This is a genomic window from Streptomyces sp. NPDC001914, assembly GCF_042891215.1.
Taxonomy (GTDB): Bacteria; Actinomycetota; Actinomycetes; order Streptomycetales; family Streptomycetaceae; genus Streptomyces.
In genome coordinates, this window is record NZ_JBIASW010000001.1 from 490,689 (window position 1) to 505,508 (window position 14,820).

At 71.3% G+C, this 14,820-nt stretch carries 14 protein-coding genes; 7 read left to right on the forward strand and 7 right to left on the reverse strand.

Annotated features, from left to right (window positions below):
- Positions 1 to 9: 9 nt before the first annotated feature.
- Entirely contained in the window at positions 10 to 2,355 is a 2,346-nt protein-coding gene (locus ACFYYF_RS02240; protein ID WP_388770438.1) for a glycoside hydrolase family 65 protein, read from the reverse strand.
- The gene (locus ACFYYF_RS02245) at positions 2,352 to 3,089 is read right to left on the reverse strand and encodes an HAD family hydrolase (protein ID WP_388770441.1); all 738 of its coding nucleotides are present in this window, start codon (positions 3,087 to 3,089) and stop codon (positions 2,352 to 2,354) included. The genes ACFYYF_RS02240 and ACFYYF_RS02245 overlap by 4 nt, the downstream gene beginning before the upstream one ends.
- 128 nt (positions 3,090 to 3,217) lie before the next feature.
- Between ACFYYF_RS02245 and ACFYYF_RS02250 the strand changes: the two genes are divergently transcribed.
- Positions 3,218 to 3,895: a nucleoside/nucleotide kinase family protein gene (locus ACFYYF_RS02250; RefSeq protein WP_388770443.1), complete on the forward strand. Its 678-nt coding sequence runs from the start codon at positions 3,218 to 3,220 to the stop codon at positions 3,893 to 3,895.
- 213 nt (positions 3,896 to 4,108) lie between these two features.
- On the opposite strand, the gene ACFYYF_RS02255 is transcribed toward ACFYYF_RS02250, so the two are convergent.
- Positions 4,109 to 4,882, reverse strand: coding sequence for a peptidoglycan-binding protein (locus tag ACFYYF_RS02255; protein ID WP_388770445.1), 774 nt, complete (start codon positions 4,880 to 4,882; stop codon positions 4,109 to 4,111).
- Between the two features lie 217 nt (positions 4,883 to 5,099).
- Between ACFYYF_RS02255 and ACFYYF_RS02260 the strand changes: the two genes are divergently transcribed.
- From ACFYYF_RS02260 to ACFYYF_RS02285, 6 genes are all read left to right on the forward strand, one after another.
- Positions 5,100 to 5,780: a DUF6445 family protein gene (locus tag ACFYYF_RS02260; protein ID WP_388770447.1), complete on the forward strand. Its 681-nt coding sequence runs from the start codon at positions 5,100 to 5,102 to the stop codon at positions 5,778 to 5,780.
- A gap of 146 nt (positions 5,781 to 5,926) precedes the next feature.
- A complete protein-coding gene (locus ACFYYF_RS02265) occupies positions 5,927 to 6,286 on the forward strand; it encodes a luciferase family protein (RefSeq protein ID WP_361675205.1) in 360 nt (119 codons plus the stop codon).
- Positions 6,287 to 6,710: 424 nt separating this feature from the next.
- Positions 6,711 to 7,379, forward strand: coding sequence for a TetR family transcriptional regulator (locus ACFYYF_RS02270; protein ID WP_388771521.1), 669 nt, complete (start codon positions 6,711 to 6,713; stop codon positions 7,377 to 7,379).
- A gap of 218 nt (positions 7,380 to 7,597) precedes the next feature.
- Entirely contained in the window at positions 7,598 to 7,960 is a 363-nt protein-coding gene (locus tag ACFYYF_RS02275; RefSeq protein WP_388771524.1) for a Zn-ribbon domain-containing OB-fold protein, read from the forward strand.
- A 136-nt stretch (positions 7,961 to 8,096) separates the two neighbouring features.
- Positions 8,097 to 9,260, forward strand: a complete 1,164-nt coding sequence (locus ACFYYF_RS02280) for a 4-hydroxybenzoate 3-monooxygenase (RefSeq protein ID WP_388771527.1) — start codon at positions 8,097 to 8,099, stop codon at positions 9,258 to 9,260.
- Between the two features lie 79 nt (positions 9,261 to 9,339).
- Positions 9,340 to 11,040 carry a methyltransferase gene (locus tag ACFYYF_RS02285; RefSeq protein WP_388770449.1) on the forward strand — a complete coding sequence of 567 codons (1,701 nt, stop codon included), beginning with the start codon at positions 9,340 to 9,342 and terminating at the stop codon, positions 11,038 to 11,040.
- 88 nt (positions 11,041 to 11,128) lie between these two features.
- Here ACFYYF_RS02285 and ACFYYF_RS02290 read toward each other — a convergent pair whose 3' ends face one another.
- The 4 genes from ACFYYF_RS02290 to ACFYYF_RS02305 form a co-directional block, all read right to left on the reverse strand.
- Positions 11,129 to 11,935, reverse strand: a complete 807-nt coding sequence (locus ACFYYF_RS02290; RefSeq protein ID WP_388770451.1) for a pectate lyase — start codon at positions 11,933 to 11,935, stop codon at positions 11,129 to 11,131.
- A 74-nt stretch (positions 11,936 to 12,009) separates the two neighbouring features.
- Positions 12,010 to 12,987: a polysaccharide lyase family 1 protein gene (locus ACFYYF_RS02295; protein WP_388770454.1), complete on the reverse strand. Its 978-nt coding sequence runs from the start codon at positions 12,985 to 12,987 to the stop codon at positions 12,010 to 12,012.
- Positions 12,988 to 13,536: 549 nt separating this feature from the next.
- Positions 13,537 to 13,923 (reverse strand): PPOX class F420-dependent oxidoreductase, encoded by a 387-nt coding sequence (locus tag ACFYYF_RS02300; RefSeq protein ID WP_361675217.1) that lies wholly within the window; start codon positions 13,921 to 13,923, stop codon positions 13,537 to 13,539.
- Positions 13,924 to 13,978: 55 nt separating this feature from the next.
- Positions 13,979 to 14,614 (reverse strand): HAD family acid phosphatase, encoded by a 636-nt coding sequence (locus ACFYYF_RS02305; RefSeq protein ID WP_361675220.1) that lies wholly within the window; start codon positions 14,612 to 14,614, stop codon positions 13,979 to 13,981.
- Positions 14,615 to 14,820 lie beyond the last annotated feature (206 nt).

Below are 14,820 nucleotides of genomic sequence, written 5' to 3' on the forward strand. Positions count from 1 at the left end.
CGCCGCGTCTCACCCCCGGGGGTTCGGCCGCCGGTGCGGCGGCTGGTCGGGGGCGGGACGCAGCCTCGGTGCCGGGATGGGCAGGCTGCGGGGCTTGTCGGCGTCGACGGTGACGGGTTCGCGGTGGTGGCTGATCTCCAGCGGGTCACCGGACGCGAGCGTGTAGGTGGCGGCGTCCTGTCCGATCTCCACGCGCAGCCGGCGGCCGAGGACCTCCAGGGAGAAGGCGAGGCGGCTGAGGCGTTCGGGCAGCCGGGGCGCGAACTCCAGGGTGTCCCCGTGGTGGCGCAGCCCGCCGAAGCCGGCGACCAGGGCCGTCCAGGTCCCGGCGAGCGAGGCGATGTGCAGTCCGTCGCGGGTGTTGTGCTCCAGGTCCTGCAGATCCATCAGCGCGGCCTCGACCAGGTAGTCGTAGGCGAGGCCGGGATGGCCGGTCTCGGCGGCGATCACGGCCTGGCAGCAGGCCGACAGGGAGGAGTCGCGGACGGTGAGGGGCTCGTAGTAGGCGAAGTTGCGGGCCTTGTGCTCCTCGTCGAAGAAGGGGCTGCACTTGTAGAGGGCGAGCACCAGGTCGGCCTGTTTGACGACCTGCTTGCGGTAGATGTCGAAGTAGGGGAAGTGCAGCATCAGCGGGTACTGGTCGGGGCGGGTGGCCGCGAAGTCCCACCGCTGGTAACGGGTGAAGCCGGCGTGCTGCTCGTGGACGCCCAGGTCGTGGTTGTACGGGATGTGCATGGCCTCGGCCGCGTCGCGCCAGGCCGCGCTCTCCTCCTCGTCGACGCCGAGCTCGGCGGCCCGCCGGGGGTACCGCTCGACGGCGTCGGCGGCGGCCAGGAGGTTCGCACGGGCCATCAGGTTGGTGTACGTGTTGTCGTCGGCGACGGCGCTGTACTCGTCGGGCCCCGTCACCCCGTCGATGTGGAACCTCCCCTGGTGGTCGTGGTGTCCCAGGGAACGCCACAGCCGTGCCGTCTCGGTCAGCAGCTCGACGCCGGTGTCGTGTTCGAAGCGGGTGTCGCCCGTGGCGGCCGTGTAGCGGACGACGGCGTCGGCGATGTCGGCGTTCACGTGGAAGGCGGCGGTGCCGGCCGGCCAGTACGCCGAGCCCTCCGAGCCCGCTATGGTCCGCCACGGGAACGCGGCCCCGCGCAGACCGAGTTGTGCGGCGCGTTCACGGGCGGCGTCCAGGGTGTTCTGGCGCCAGCGCAGTGCCTCGGCGACGGCGCCGGGCGAGGTGTAGGTGAGCAGCGGCAGGACGAAGGTCTCGGTGTCCCAGAAGGCGTGGCCGTCGTAGCCGGAGCCGGTCAGGCCCTTGGCGGGTATGGCGCGCTGCTCGGCGCGGGCGCCGGCCTGGAGCACGTGGAAGAGGGCGAAGCGGACGGCCTGCTGGATCTCCTCGTCGCCGTCCACCTCGACGTCGGCGCGTGCCCAGAAGTCGTCGAGGTAGGCGCGCTGGTCGTCGACGAGCTGCCGCCAGCCGCTGTGCCGGGCGGCGGCGAGGGCCGCGTCGGCCTGGTCGCGCAGGGCGGGCAGGGAGCGGTTGCCGGACCAGCCGTAGGAGACGAGCTTCTCCAGGCGCAGGGTCCGGCCCGGCTCCAGCACGGAGGTGACCGTGAGGCGGGCGACGTCGTCGCTGCTCTCGCTGCTCAGGGTGGTCCCCTCCGGGCCGTGGACCGTGTGGTCCGCGGCCGCGGCGACCCGCAGGGCGCTGCGCCGGGTGCGGTGCACGAGCCGCAGCCGGCCTCCCGCCGCGAAGTGTTCCTCCGCCTCCAGCGGCGACTCCAGGGCGATCGCCGCCCGCGGGTCGCCGTCGCGGCCGGGCAGTTGTTCGTTGGCGACCAGTTCCGACTGGACGACCACCCTGGTCCGGCCGTCGACGGCCTCCACCTCGTAGGCGACGGCGCCGATCGCCCGCTGGGTGAAGGAGACGAGCCGGGTGGAGCGGACCCGGACCGTGGAGCCCGCCGGTGAGGTCCACTCGCAGGTGCGGGTGAGCAGCCCGGTGCGCAGGTCGAGGACGCGCTCGTGGGAGCGCAGCCGTCCGTAGCGCAGGTCGAAGGGCTCGTCGTCGACGAGCAGCCGGACGATCTTGCCGTTGGTGACGTTGATGACGGTCTGCCCGGACTCCGGGTAGCCGTAGCCCGCCTCGGCGTAGGGCAGCGGATGTGTCTCGTGGACGCCGCCGAGGTAGGTGCCGGGCAGCCCGTGGGGTTCGCCCTCGTCCAGGTTGCCGCGCCAGCCGATGTGGCCGTTGGCGAGGGCGAAGACGGACTCGCTCTGGGGCAGCAGTCCGAGGTGCAGTTCGCTCTCGCGCAGGGCCCAGGGTTCGACTCCGTACGAGGAGTGGGTGATCACGGGCGCTCCCCCAGTTCGTCCAGATCCCGTACGACGATGTCGGCGCCGTGGGCGCGCAGGGCGTCGCCCTGGCCCACGCGGTCCACGCCGACGACGTACCCGAAGTGGCCGGAGCGGCCCGCGTCCATGCCGGCGAGGGCGTCCTCGAAGACGGCCGCCTCGGAGGGCACGACGCCGAGGTCCTTGGCGGCGGCCAGGAAGGTGTCGGGGCGCGGCTTGCCCGGCAGGCGCCGTTCGGCCGCGACGACGCCGTCGACGCGTACGTCGAAGAGGTCCTCCGCCCCCACCGAGCGCAGGACGTCACGGCAGTTGGCGCTGGAGGAGACGACCGCGGTGCGCAGGCCGCGCGCCCGGACGGCCTCGATGTAGCGCAGGGTGCCGTCGTAGGCCTCGACCCCCTCGGTGCGGATCATGTCGAGGAGCAGCGCGTTCTTGCGGTTGCCGAGTCCGTGGACGGTGCCCCTGTCCGGCGGGTCGCCGGGGGTTCCCTCGGGGAGTTCGATGCCGCGCGAGGCGAGGAAGGACCGTACGCCGTCGGCGCGTGGCAGGCCGTCCACGTGGGCGGCGTAGTCGGCGTCGTCGAAGGGACGGAATCCGTCGCCCTCGCGTTGCCGCAGGAAGTCGTCGAACGTCCTTTTCCAGGCGGCCGCGTGGACGACGGCGGTCTTCGTGATGACCCCGTCGAGGTCGAAGAGGCAGGCCAGGATCTGTTTCGGCAGGCCGAGCTCAGTCATACGAGGAGTCTGCCCCCGGGATGCGTCTCCAGCGGGTGGCGAGCGCCACATCACCGCCCTGGCCCAGGGACCCTCGTCGATACTGGGGGCATGGAAATCGCCGCCCCCGCACCCCTGTCCGGGCTCGTATGACCGGGGCGGGTCCGTCCTTCGACGATCTGGTGGAGCGGGCCGCCGCGCTCGTACGGCCCGGCCGCCGCGCCCTTCTCGGGATCGCCGGCGCTCCCGGGGCGGGCAAGACGACGCTCGCCGAGCGGCTGGTGGGGCGGCTCGGCGAGGTCGCTCCCTTCCGTGTCGCGCACGTGCCGATGGACGGGTTCCATCTCGCGGACGCCGAACTGGACCGGCTGGGACGCCGGGACCGGAAGGGGGCTCCGGACACGTTCGACCCGGCGGGGTACGCGGCGCTGCTGCGCAGGCTGCGCGAGGACGAGGAGGAGCTCGTCTACGCGCCCGGTTTCGAGCGGGTCCTCGAACAGCCCCTGGCGGGAGCCCTCGCGGTTCCCCGGGCGGCCCGTCTGGTCGTCACCGAGGGGAACTACCTGCTGCTGCGCGAGGCCGCGTGGGCGCGGGCCCGCGCCCAGCTCGACGAGGTGTGGTTCTGCGAGCTCGACGAGACGGACCGCATCCGGCGGCTGGTCGCGCGCCACGAGGAGTTCGGGAAGGACCACGAGACGGCGGTCGCGTGGGTGCTCGGGACGGATCAGCGCAACGCCGAGCTGGTCGCCGCGACCCGGGACCGCGCGGACCTCGTGGTCGGTCCGGCGGTCGTCGGAACGGCCGCGGGCGGACCGGAGGTTCGGTGAGGGCAGATTCGGTGAGGGCTGATTCGGTGAGACCAGAGGTTCGGTGAGACCGGAGGTGCTGTCGGCGCGGGGGCCGGGAGCGGGGGGGCTTCGCGGACGTCGCGGGAGCCGACAGCGGCGGGCCGTCTCGCGGACGTCGCGGGGCCGGGTACGGGCGTGTGGGGAGGCCGGGGCGGAGGGAGCGACCGTCACCGCGCCGCCGCCCCGGCCGTCTCAGGGGGCCGCCGTCCTGGATTCCAGGTCGGCCCGGGTGTCGTCGCCGTAGACGCCGGACTCGTCGCCGCGGATGCCGTACCAGAGCTGGAAGCGGGCGACGGCCGCGGTGAGCGCGCTGTCGTACGTGCCGCTGGTGCTGCCGTGGTCGTACACGTCCGGGATGCGGAGCAGGCGCTGCTGAAGCGCCGTCACGTCCGGTCCGCTGTCCCCCTCCCGGAGCGTGCCGGCGCCGTCCGGGTCCACGGGTCGGTCGGCGGCCCCGCCGGCCGGTGACGCGGAGGAGTGCCCTGCGGCCGTCCCGGACGCGTCGCCCCGGGCGGCCCCCGGCACCAGGAGGGCGAGGGCGAAGCCGGTCAGGCCCGCCGCCGCGACGGCGAGCGCGATCGCGGCACGGCGCAGACCCACGCCGCGCGCCGGTCCGTGGGCGCCTCCGGTGCTCTTCTCGTACGGGACTCCGTCACCGGCGGCCGTTCCCGCGGCCGTGTCGGCCGCGTACGCCGGCGGGTTGTCGGCGGTGTAGTCCTCGCCTCCCGGGACCGGGGGCAGTTCCTCGGTCTCGTCCTCCTCTTGCAGGAGGGGCAGGATCCGGACGGGAGGCACCGGAGCGGGAACCGGCCCGAAGCCGTCGTCCGCTTCGTCCGTCATCCCCTCCTTCTCGCGCACCTGCCGGAGCAGCTTCGCCAGGGACTCGGAGCGGCGGCGGCGCTCGACGTGCGTGGGTTCGATCACGGAGCGCCCGGTGGACCTCCCGCGTTCGGGCCGTGTCGACACACTGCTCTCCTTCCGTACACGCGGTCTCCCGCCGTCCCTGTGCAGTGATACGCGGGCGCGGGCGGGGGCGTTCACGCGAACCGCGTCCCGGTGATCACCGCCGGCCCCGCCTCTTGGCGGATTCATGAACCGAATTGGCCTATCCATGAACCGAGTTGGCGGAAGGTTGACCCGTTCCGTGGAGATCGCTGACGGATGCGTCTATATGGTCGGCCGCATGCCCCCACACCCCCCGCGGCCAGCCGCTTTGCCGGTCCTCCCCTACCGCAGACCCACCCGTGACCGGGACTACTGGGTCTTCGACGACGTGCTGCCCGACCCGGACGCCGTACGCGCCCGGTGCGTCGACCGGGACGACTGGGCCAAGGGCCACCCGTACACCTCGGAGAGCTGGCCGGGTCTGCGGACGGTGCCGGGGCTGGAACCCGGTGAACTCGCCCACGTGGAACGGCTGGTGCGCAAGGCCACCGGTGCCGCGAAACTGTGGCAGGAGTCGACCCCCTCGGGTGCCACGCTCGACCACAACTGCGTCCAGGTCGTCGGCAAGGACGAGGGCGAGCCGCGCCCGCACACTGATTCCCGCGCCCTGTGCCGCTACGCGGCGGTGCTCTATCTCAACCCCAACGTCCCCAAGGACTGCGGCACGGCCTTCTTCCGGCAGTCCCTGCCCGGTGGCCGGCTGGGCGGCAACGTCGTCGTCGCACCGCACAACAATCTGGTCGAGGCCCTGGGTACGCGTTTCGTCCCGCCGGACTCCTTCGTCGAGGACGTCCGCGTCCCGCACCGCTACAACCGGCTGCTCCTCTACAGCGCCAATCTGATGCACAGCGCCACCGGTTACTGCGGGACGACCATGGAGGACAAACGGATGACCGCCGTCTTCTTCTGGATGGCGTGAGGCGGACCGGTCCCGGCCGGGTTCCCGGGGTGAATGGTTGAAGCGTCCTCAATTACCAGGCGAAAACCGGACATTCCCCGACGGCGCAGGGATGACATCCGCGCCAAGTCCTGGTGGCCGGGAAGTGTGCTCGTCATGATGGGCGCATGACCTTGGCCTCCAGAGCCATGACGCGGCTGGCCGGGTGGCCGGACCTCGCGGAGTCCCCGCCGAGTTGCGGCACGGGACGCGCACTGTGTGCGGCGCAGTGCGAGATCGTCCATTTCCACTCCGAACACGACGTCGACCTGCACCTCACCGAGCGGGCCATCCGACGCTTCGAGGACCACCTCAGGACCTCGACGGCCGTCCGCATGGTGCCCGGTTCCCGCTGGGTGACCATCCATCTCGAGGTCGACTCGGACATCGACCTCCTGCTGACCCTGGTGAGCGTCGCCCTGCAGGCCCACCGGAACGGGCACCTGGCGGGCGACGACATTTTCTCGGCGACCTGCAACGACCGCTGACCGGTACTCCGGCGGGCCCGGACGCCTCGAAGGACGGGACCGGCGGGAACACATCGAGCCCCGGCACTCGTGCGGGAACGAGTGCCGAGGCTCTTCGTGCCGCGTCATCCGGGGGTGATGACGCGGCGGGCCATGGCTCGACCTCATAGTCGATCACCGCCCATGGGCTGTCAACTTGACTGCCTCCAGCGGGAGTTCACCCATGTGTACGAATCAGCCACATGGGGAACGCCACGCTCCGAGGGCGGGCCGCACGATCGGGAGGCGAGCCCGGTGCGCGCGCCGGGAGAGGAAGGCCAGGGAACTCAGTTCCCTCCCCGGCGTGCACCGAGTGCCACCACCTGGGCTTCGGTGCTAGTTTCCGACCATGAACGAGGCACCGGGGCGCCGCGAACCCGCCGACGCGACCACCGTCAAACCGCCGATGCGGGACGCCCTGGTGGGGGCCGCTTTCCAGCTCTTCCTGGAACGCGGCTACGAGGAGACCACCGTCGACGACATCGTCGCCCTCGCCGGGGTCGGCCGGCGTTCGTTCTTCCGCTACTTCCCGTCCAAGGAGGACGTGGTCTTCCCCGACCACGAGCGGTGCCTGGCCGACATGACGGCGTTCCTCGCCGAGGACGCCGGCGCCCAGGACCCGGTGCAGCGCGTCTGCGACGCCGCCCGGCTGGTGCTGCGCATGTACGCGGAGAACCCGACGTTCTCCGTCCAGCGCTACCGCCTCACCAGGAAGGTGCCGGGCCTGCGGGCGTACGAACTCTCGGTCGTCTGGCGCTACGAGCGCGCCCTCGCGGAGTATCTGCGCGGACTCCCCGCGGGGGGCAGCGCGGACACCCTGCGCGCCGACGTCGTCGCCGCGGCCGTGGTCGCCGCGCACAACAACGCCCTGCGCTCCTGGCTGCGTTCGGACGGGACCGGGGACGCCGAACTGGCCGTCGACAAGGCTCTCGGCTATGTGCAGGACACGTTCGGATCCGTGCCCGTCGAGCCGGCGCGCGAGCAACCGGAGGACGTGGTGGTCGTGGTCTCGCGTCGCGGGGCGCCCATGTGGCGCGTGGTCCAGGAGATCGAGTCGGCCTTCGCACGGGGCTGAGCAGGGATCGACCCCTGGCACTCTTCATTTCAGTTGAGGGTACGGAGTGCCTTTACGTGTGGCACTCAGTGCCATAACCTGTGGTCGTGCACGGCGTTCCGGGCACATCAGATTCCGGCCGAGCGCAGGGAGATGCCATCGTGTACCACCCAGGAATCGCCCTTCACCCGGGCCTCGACGCCTCGACGGACGTGCTCGACGCCGGTCCCGGTGAGCGCCTGGACACCGCTTCGGCGGAACGCGCCGGGGACGTACTGCTCTTCCAGCGGTGCCACTGGTGCGCCACCGCCATGTACAACCGCCTTCTGTGTCCCGTGTGCGCGGGCAGCGACCTGCGCACGGAGGCGAGCGCCGGCACGGGCGTCGTACGCCACTCGACGGTGATCCACCGCAACACCCCGGCCGCCCGCAACGTTTCCCTCATCGAGATGGCGGAGGGCTTCACGGTCCGGGGCCGGGTCATGGGTTCGCCCGCCGCCGTCCACAGCGGGGACCGCGTCCAGCTCTCCACCGCCCAGGACCCGGTGCGCCGGCAGCCGGTGTTCCAGCTCCTCGACGGCCCGTACAGCGCCTGGAGTTGAGAACGGCCGGACGGCTTTGCCGTTCAAGTCTGGCATTCAGGTGATTTCGGTACGACCGAACACTTGACGCTCCTTAGTATCTGGTTCCGTGACAGACGGGAACAGTCAGCGGCGACCGGCATGCCCCACGGCCGATGTGGTCGTCCTCGGGGCCGGGCCCGCCGGGCTCGTGCTCGGCAACATCCTCGTGGACCGCGGGATCGACTGCGTCGTCCTGGAACGGGCCGAGCGCGCGCACGTGGAGACACGGGCACGCGCCGGATTCCTGGCACCCGAAACCGTACGGATCCTGGACCGGCACGGCCTGTCCGAAGGGCTGCACCGGCGCGGACGGCTCCACGGCACCTGCGAGTTCCGCACCGAGGACGGCCGGTTCCGTCTCGACTACAGCGGTCTGGGGCAGCGGGAGCAGCACACCGTCTACCCCCAGCAGGAGCTGGTGACCGACCTGCTCGCGCGGTTCCTGTCACGCGGGGGACGGATCCGTTTCGGCACCGAGGCCGTGGCCGTGCGCGACGCCGACGGTGAACGGCCCAAGGTGGCCGTGCGCGAGGCCGACGGGCGGCCCGGAGCGTGGCGGGCGCGGTACGTGGCCGGCTGCGACGGGCGGCACGGCGCGGCACGGCGTTCCCTGCCGGCCGGCGCGGTCCGCCACCACCGCGATCACGGCGTGAGCTGGCTCGGTCTGCTCGCCGAGGCACCGCCCAGCCTGGACGCCGTCGGGTACGCCGTCCACGAGCGCGGGTTCGCCGGGCACATGGCCCGCACCAGCGAGGTCACCCGCTACTACCTCCAGTGCGAGCGCGGCACTGAGACCGACGCCTGGTCCGACGAACGGATCTGGGACGAGCTGGACCTGCGGATGCGGGCGCGGGACTACGGCCCGCTGCGCCGCGGGCGTGTCGCCGAGCGTTCCGTCGTCGGCCTGGAGTCCGACGTGCTCGAACCACTGCGCCACGGCGCGCTGTTCCTCGTCGGCGACGCCGCCGCACTGATCAGCCCGTCCGCCGCGAAGGGCGCCAATCTCGCGGTCCTCGGAGCGGCGCTCCTGGCACGGGCCCTGACCGACGACCTCACCACCGGGAACTCCGAGGGCCTCGACGCCTACTCGGCGCGGTGCCTGACCCACATCTGGCGTGCGCAGGAGTTCTCGCACTGGATGATCGGGCTGCTGCACGGCCCGTCCGGAACGGACGGCGAGTCGCTGTTCCTCAACTCCCTGCGCCGGTCCCGCCTGACCTCGCTGCGCACCTCGCGCAGCCGGCAGAACTGGTTCGCCGAGCACTACGTCGGCGTATAGGCGCCCGTCGGCCGCACCGCTCCGCCCCCTCCTGCATCCGCATGCGTCCATCCGAACCCCGGAATGAGGATCCCCCACAATGATCACGGCATTGTCGGGCGAAACGTCCCGCCTGCGCGCGACGGTCGACTTCGTCAGGCAGCAGGACACCGCCACGCTGCTCCCGCTGCTGCTTCCCGGCCTCGACGGCCCGGAGCTGCGGAGCGTCGTGGAGCGCTGCGCCTTCTCCCACGCGGCGCTGCTCGTCTTCCCGCCCGACGAGGCGGCGCTGACGGCCATGCTGGCCGACTGCGGGCTCGTCCTGGACGCGCCGCCGCGGCCGAGCGTCGTCGTGCGCGAGCGTCTCGCCGTACGGCACAAGCGCTCCGCGGCACAGCTCGACGTCGGCGTGCTGCGCCCCGCGGTCGCGTGCCTGGACGGGGAGCGGCGGATGGTCGAACTGTTCACCCTGGCCGTGCCGCCGGGTTCGGACCTCGCCGCCGTCGCCGCGCACGAGCGGGAGCTGCAGCACGAGGCGCACGTCGCCTTCGAGGTCGGGGAAGCGGACCCGCTGGTGCTGCGGGGTCTGTGCGCGACCTTCGGACGGTACGGCGCCACCCCCGACGGCGGCGGCTACAACCCCCACGAGAACGGCACGGTGTTCTACTTCGGCGCCCCCGCCGAGGCCAAGGCCGGGTACCGGCGCGTGGAGCTGTACGTCCCCGGCGACCACCGCGACGTCCTCGCCGACCACCTCGACGAGTACCGTCGGCGGCAGCCCGCCGAAAGCCTGCTGCACCTGCTGACCGGGGCGTGGACGACGCAGGCCCTGACCGCGTTCGCGCGGCTGGAGGTGGCCGAGGCGCTGAGCGGGGATCGGAGCGTCGACGTGTCGGAACTGGCGCGGGACACCGGTGCCCTCGCGCCGAACCTGACCACCCTGCTGCGCTACCTCACCATGCTGGGAGTGGTGAGCGAGGACCGCGCCGGCTTCCGGCTCACGGACACCGGCGCCCTGCTGCGCAAGGACGCCGAGGGGTCCTTGCGGCCGCTGGCCCTGATGTACGGGGGACCGTTCTACGAGTCCTTCGCCGGGCTGGAGCACACCGTCCGCACCGGACAGGTCGCCTTCGAGCAGCGCTTCGGCGAGAACCACTTCGACTACTTCGCCCGCGATCCCCGGCTCGCCGACCTCTTCGACCGGTCGATGGCGGCCGGTTCACGGATGTTCGACCCGCTCCCCGCCCACCCGGTCCTGCAGGCCGCGGCGGAGGGGGCGACGGTGGTCGACGTCGCGGGCGGCAACGGGGAACTGCTCGGCCGCATCCTTTCCGCGCATCCCCGGCTGCACGGCTTCCTGCTGGAGCGTCCGCACACCGTCGAGGCCGCCCGCCGCCTTCTCGGCGCCGCCGGGCACACGGACCGGTGCGCCTTCCGGGCGGGCGACTTCGCGGACGTTCCCACGGGCGGCGACGTGTACGTCCTGTCCCGCGTCCTGCACGACTGGGACGACGACCGCTGCCGCGAGATCCTGCGCCACTGCGCCCGCGCGATGGACGAGAGCGCCGATCTGCTCGTCGTCGAACGGGTCCTGCCCGACGACGGCTCGGCCTCCCTGGCGACGGCCTGGGACCTGCACATGATGTGCAACGTGGGGGGCCGCGAGCGGCGCGCCGACCACTACGCCCGGCTCTTCGCCGACGCGGGCCTCACGCTGGTCGACCGGACACCTCTGCCGCTGGACGGCAGTGTCCTGCACGTCCGCAGGGGCACGCCGGCGGACACCGGATCCAGGGCCTAGGGAGGCCGAGGGAGTCCGGGCACGACAGGGTGGGCGGCTGAACGAACCGGCTTGCGGGACCGGGCCGTTCAGCCGCCGGGAGCGAACGTCAGCCGTAGGTGATGTCGGACGTCGCGTACTTGCAGTAGGTGCCGTCGGGGCCGCTGCCGTTCTTGCTCGGCTCGGCGCCGGTGTTGTTGCCGATGTACTTCTGGCAGGGGACGATCTTCTTGCTGCTGTCCCCGACGATCCTGATGGACTTCAGGGTCGCGCTGTCGCCGTAGTTGGTGTTGATGCCGACGAGCCTGCTCCCCTTGTAGGTCGCCTCGATGTTGCTGAGGTTGACGGTCCGCTTGTACTGCGTCCTGCAGTTGCCGCAGGACCGGACGAACGTGCCGAAGGTCTGCACGGCGAAGTTCGACACGTCCAGTGTCCCGGCGCCGTTGAACTGGAACACCTTGTCACTGGCCTCCTTCGCGCCACCGCCGCTGACGGTGTAGGCGTTGGACGACGAGGAGCCGAGGAAGGTCGCCGCGTCCTCGCCGACGTCCTCCCACCAGACGTTCTGGAGGGTGCAACTGCCCAGGCAGTGAATGCCGTCGGCCGCGGGCGAGCCGATGATGACATTCTTCAGGACCGCTCCCGCGGCCAGTTCCAGGATCGGTCCCTGGTCCTCGTCCTGGCCGCCCGTGCCCAGGTCGCCCGTTCCGTACAGGCGCTTCATCCCGTAGTCCTTGGTGCCCGAGACCGAGATGGTGGAGGAGACGGCCTGACTGCCGGTCGCGGTGGGCCAGGTGGCGGCGCTCGCCGGTGTCAGGGCGCCGTCGGCCATCACCGTGGCGACCGTGAGGCCGAGTGCGGCGAGGGTGCCGGTGAGGGCGCGCCGCCCGGCGCGCCGACGTGCTGATGACGTCATGTCCCGATGCCTTCTTCCTGTGTGTGTGGGGGAATCCGTCTGCGCGGGGGGATCCGACTGCGTGGCGGGATCCGTCAGAGCTTTCCGGCGCCCGCGCCGGAGGTGACCGAGGCGACGACGGCCGAGGCTGGTTCGGCGGTGTAGCCGTAGGGCGGCTTCGTGAACGTGCCGGTCCGCGAGATCTCGGTCGTGGCTCCGCCGAGGTCGTTGCCGCTGAGGTTGGCGTAGCCGTCCACGTCGCTGTCGCGGTTCGTGGTGACGGCGACCGCCGTGCTCCGGAAGACGTTGTTCTCGACGAACATCTGGGCGCCCATGCGGGAGTGCACCGCGGTGTCGGCGCCGACGACGTAGTTGTCGTAGAAGTGTCCGGTGCCGAAACGCAGGCTGGGGATACGGGAGTTGACGTTGTTGAACCAGTTGTGGTGGTACGTCACCCGCAAGTGCCCGGTGTCCTCACTGGTGTTGTTGTCACTGTGGCCGACGAGCGAGCCCTTGTAGTGGTCCTTGAAGGTGTTCCAGGACACGGTGACGTAGTCGGAGGCGTGGGTGATGTCGAGCAGGCCGTCGTAGTAGTCCTTGCCGTGGTTCCGGTCGGACGAGAAGGCGTTGTGGTCGATCCACACCTTCGTCGAGGCCTGCACGGTGATGCCGTCGGCGGGCGCGACCGGCTTGCTGATGTTCAGGTTGCGGACGACGACGTTGGTGACCTTCTTCAGGCGCAGTCCGCCGCCGGTGAACCCTGAGGCCGAACCGACGCCCAGGACCGTGGTGTTGGAGCCGATGTCGACCTGCCCGCTGAGCGGGATCAGCCCGTTGACCTTCACGACCTTGGCCGTGTCACCGGTGACGGCGGTCTTGAAGGCGGCGAGTGTCGTGACGGTGACGGCGGTCGCGCCGCCGCCACCGGTGGTCCCGGCACCGAAGCCGACCGGCGCGGTCTCGGCGGCTCCGGCCGACTGCGGCAGCACGAGTGCCGTGGTGACGGCCAGGGTGGCGGCGCCGGTCGTCAGCAGGGCGAGACGGAAGCGCTTGCGTGGGGAACGCCTACGCATGTGGGGGTGTCCCTTCAGAGGCGACTCTGGACATGTACTCGGATGCTGTACCTGTACCTGAACGGCGCGGAGCGCGCGACATGACATCCACGGGTCCAACGGGAGCTTGAGCGGTGCCACTTTCCCTGGTGGTGCGGCTCGGAGATCTGATGTCTCGTATACGAGATGTCACGCACGGGTCACGCTGTTGAACGGGAACGTAAACGGTAAGCGCTTTCTAGTCAACGCTTCCGGCAGCACACATCCGGCCAACTCCCGCCCGGGACGCGGTACCGGGGCCGAGGCGCCGGGGTCGAGTGCCGGGGCCGAGGTGCCGGGCCGCCGCCCAGGTCGTGAACGACACCTTCGGTGGCGACCTCGCGGTCGGGCAGGTCCGCCGCGGCGGAGGACATCATGGTTCGCGCCGGCGGAATCGACTGCCCGTCAGGCCGGCGTGCCGGCCTGACGGGAGTGACCTGGTCCGCGGCGGAAGGGCACGGCGGACCCCGGATGTCACGGGGTCACGGGCGTCACGGCGTCACGGCGTCACGGCGTCACGGCGTCACGGCGTCACGAGGACAGGGTGATCCGGATGCCGACCGTGCCGCTCTGGCCGCGGCGCAGCCGGCTGCCGAACAGGGTGAGACGGCCCATCAGCCCGTACTTGCGGGCGAGGAGCTTGCGGTAGCGGGCCGTCTCCGCCGCGTCGAGGATCTCGGCCGTGGCGGGGACCGGCTCACCCGTCGGCCTGCCGCGCACGTCGCACGGACCGACCAGGACGTCGGCCCGGTTACGGATGCGCTTGACCTTCCAGCTGTCCGCGACGGTCCAGGCGCCGAGCGCCGCACCGTCCCGCACCACCCACACGGGCGTGGCGACCCCCGTGCCGTTTTTGCGATAGCTGGTGATCAGCAGGTACTTGCCCGATCCGAGCGTGTCCAGCGAGACCTCGTCCATGGCCGAAGTCTAAGCGCGCCGGTCCGCGGCCCCCGCGGTGGCCGAGCCGTCCCGGTCAGGACAGCTTGCCGTCGTAGTCCGGCAGCTTGAAGGTGCGCTCCGCGTGCCCGCCGACCAGGTCGGTGGTGTTGTTGCCGACGTTGGCGATGATCGTGTAGCCGAGGGACTCGATCTCGGCGCGCTTGCCCGTCTTGTACGTGCTGACCTCGTCGAAGAGGTCCGGGAGGTCACGGACGTAGAGTCCGTCGACCGGATAGCCGGCGCACTTCAGGTTCCACTTCGTCTCGCCGGCGATGATGCCCGGACGGGCGGTCACGAAGAAGACGGCCACGCCACGGGAGTGCGCGTAGCGGGCGAGTGCCAGCGAGGCCCTGACCGCCGGGGTGGGCAGTTCGTACCAGGGGTGGAAGTCCGTCTCCAGCGCGGTGTTGTCGATGTCGAAGACGACCGCGAGCTTCTGGCCGCCGGCGTTCGCCGTCCGCTGCTCGACGTACGGCACCGCCTGGTCGATGACGGCCTGGACGTCGTTCTGCCAGGTGGCGTAGTCGACACCGGCCTTCGCGGAGACGCTCGCGACCACCTGGGCCGGGGCCGCGGCGGCGGAACCGGCCGCGCCGACCGTCCCCCCGATACCGAGTGCCACAACCGCCGACACCGCGCCTATCCGCCGCACCACACCACGTCGTGTCATGCCTGTCCCCATTTCACATCTGTCGGTCGGAACACGTGAGTCGGTCCAACCCACGCATCGAAACGGCGACGGTGCCTGCGACCGTCGCCGTGGCGGAAATGATCCTGGCAGCCCGTGTACGGAGGGGGAAGAGGTAGTTACCGATCGGTAGAGATCGTGCTTCGCGCGCTTCGGGGTACGCGGCGGTGCAGTGGCACACGTCCGCG

Coding starts and splice junctions, on each gene's coding strand:
- ACFYYF_RS02245 (WP_388770441.1), bottom strand. CDS start 3,089: ATGACTGAGCTCGGCCTGCCGAAACAGATCCTGGCCTGCCTCTTCGAC.
- ACFYYF_RS02250 (WP_388770443.1), top strand. CDS start 3,218: ATGACCGGGGCGGGTCCGTCCTTCGACGATCTGGTGGAGCGGGCCGCC.
- ACFYYF_RS02260 (WP_388770447.1), top strand. CDS start 5,100: ATGCCCCCACACCCCCCGCGGCCAGCCGCTTTGCCGGTCCTCCCCTAC.
- ACFYYF_RS02265 (WP_361675205.1), top strand. CDS start 5,927: ATGACCTTGGCCTCCAGAGCCATGACGCGGCTGGCCGGGTGGCCGGAC.
- ACFYYF_RS02270 (WP_388771521.1), top strand. CDS start 6,711: ATGCGGGACGCCCTGGTGGGGGCCGCTTTCCAGCTCTTCCTGGAACGC.
- ACFYYF_RS02285 (WP_388770449.1), top strand. CDS start 9,340: ATGATCACGGCATTGTCGGGCGAAACGTCCCGCCTGCGCGCGACGGTC.
- ACFYYF_RS02290 (WP_388770451.1), bottom strand. CDS start 11,935: ATGACGTCATCAGCACGTCGGCGCGCCGGGCGGCGCGCCCTCACCGGC.
- ACFYYF_RS02295 (WP_388770454.1), bottom strand. CDS start 12,987: ATGCGTAGGCGTTCCCCACGCAAGCGCTTCCGTCTCGCCCTGCTGACG.
- ACFYYF_RS02300 (WP_361675217.1), bottom strand. CDS start 13,923: ATGGACGAGGTCTCGCTGGACACGCTCGGATCGGGCAAGTACCTGCTG.
- ACFYYF_RS02305 (WP_361675220.1), bottom strand. CDS start 14,614: ATGACACGACGTGGTGTGGTGCGGCGGATAGGCGCGGTGTCGGCGGTT.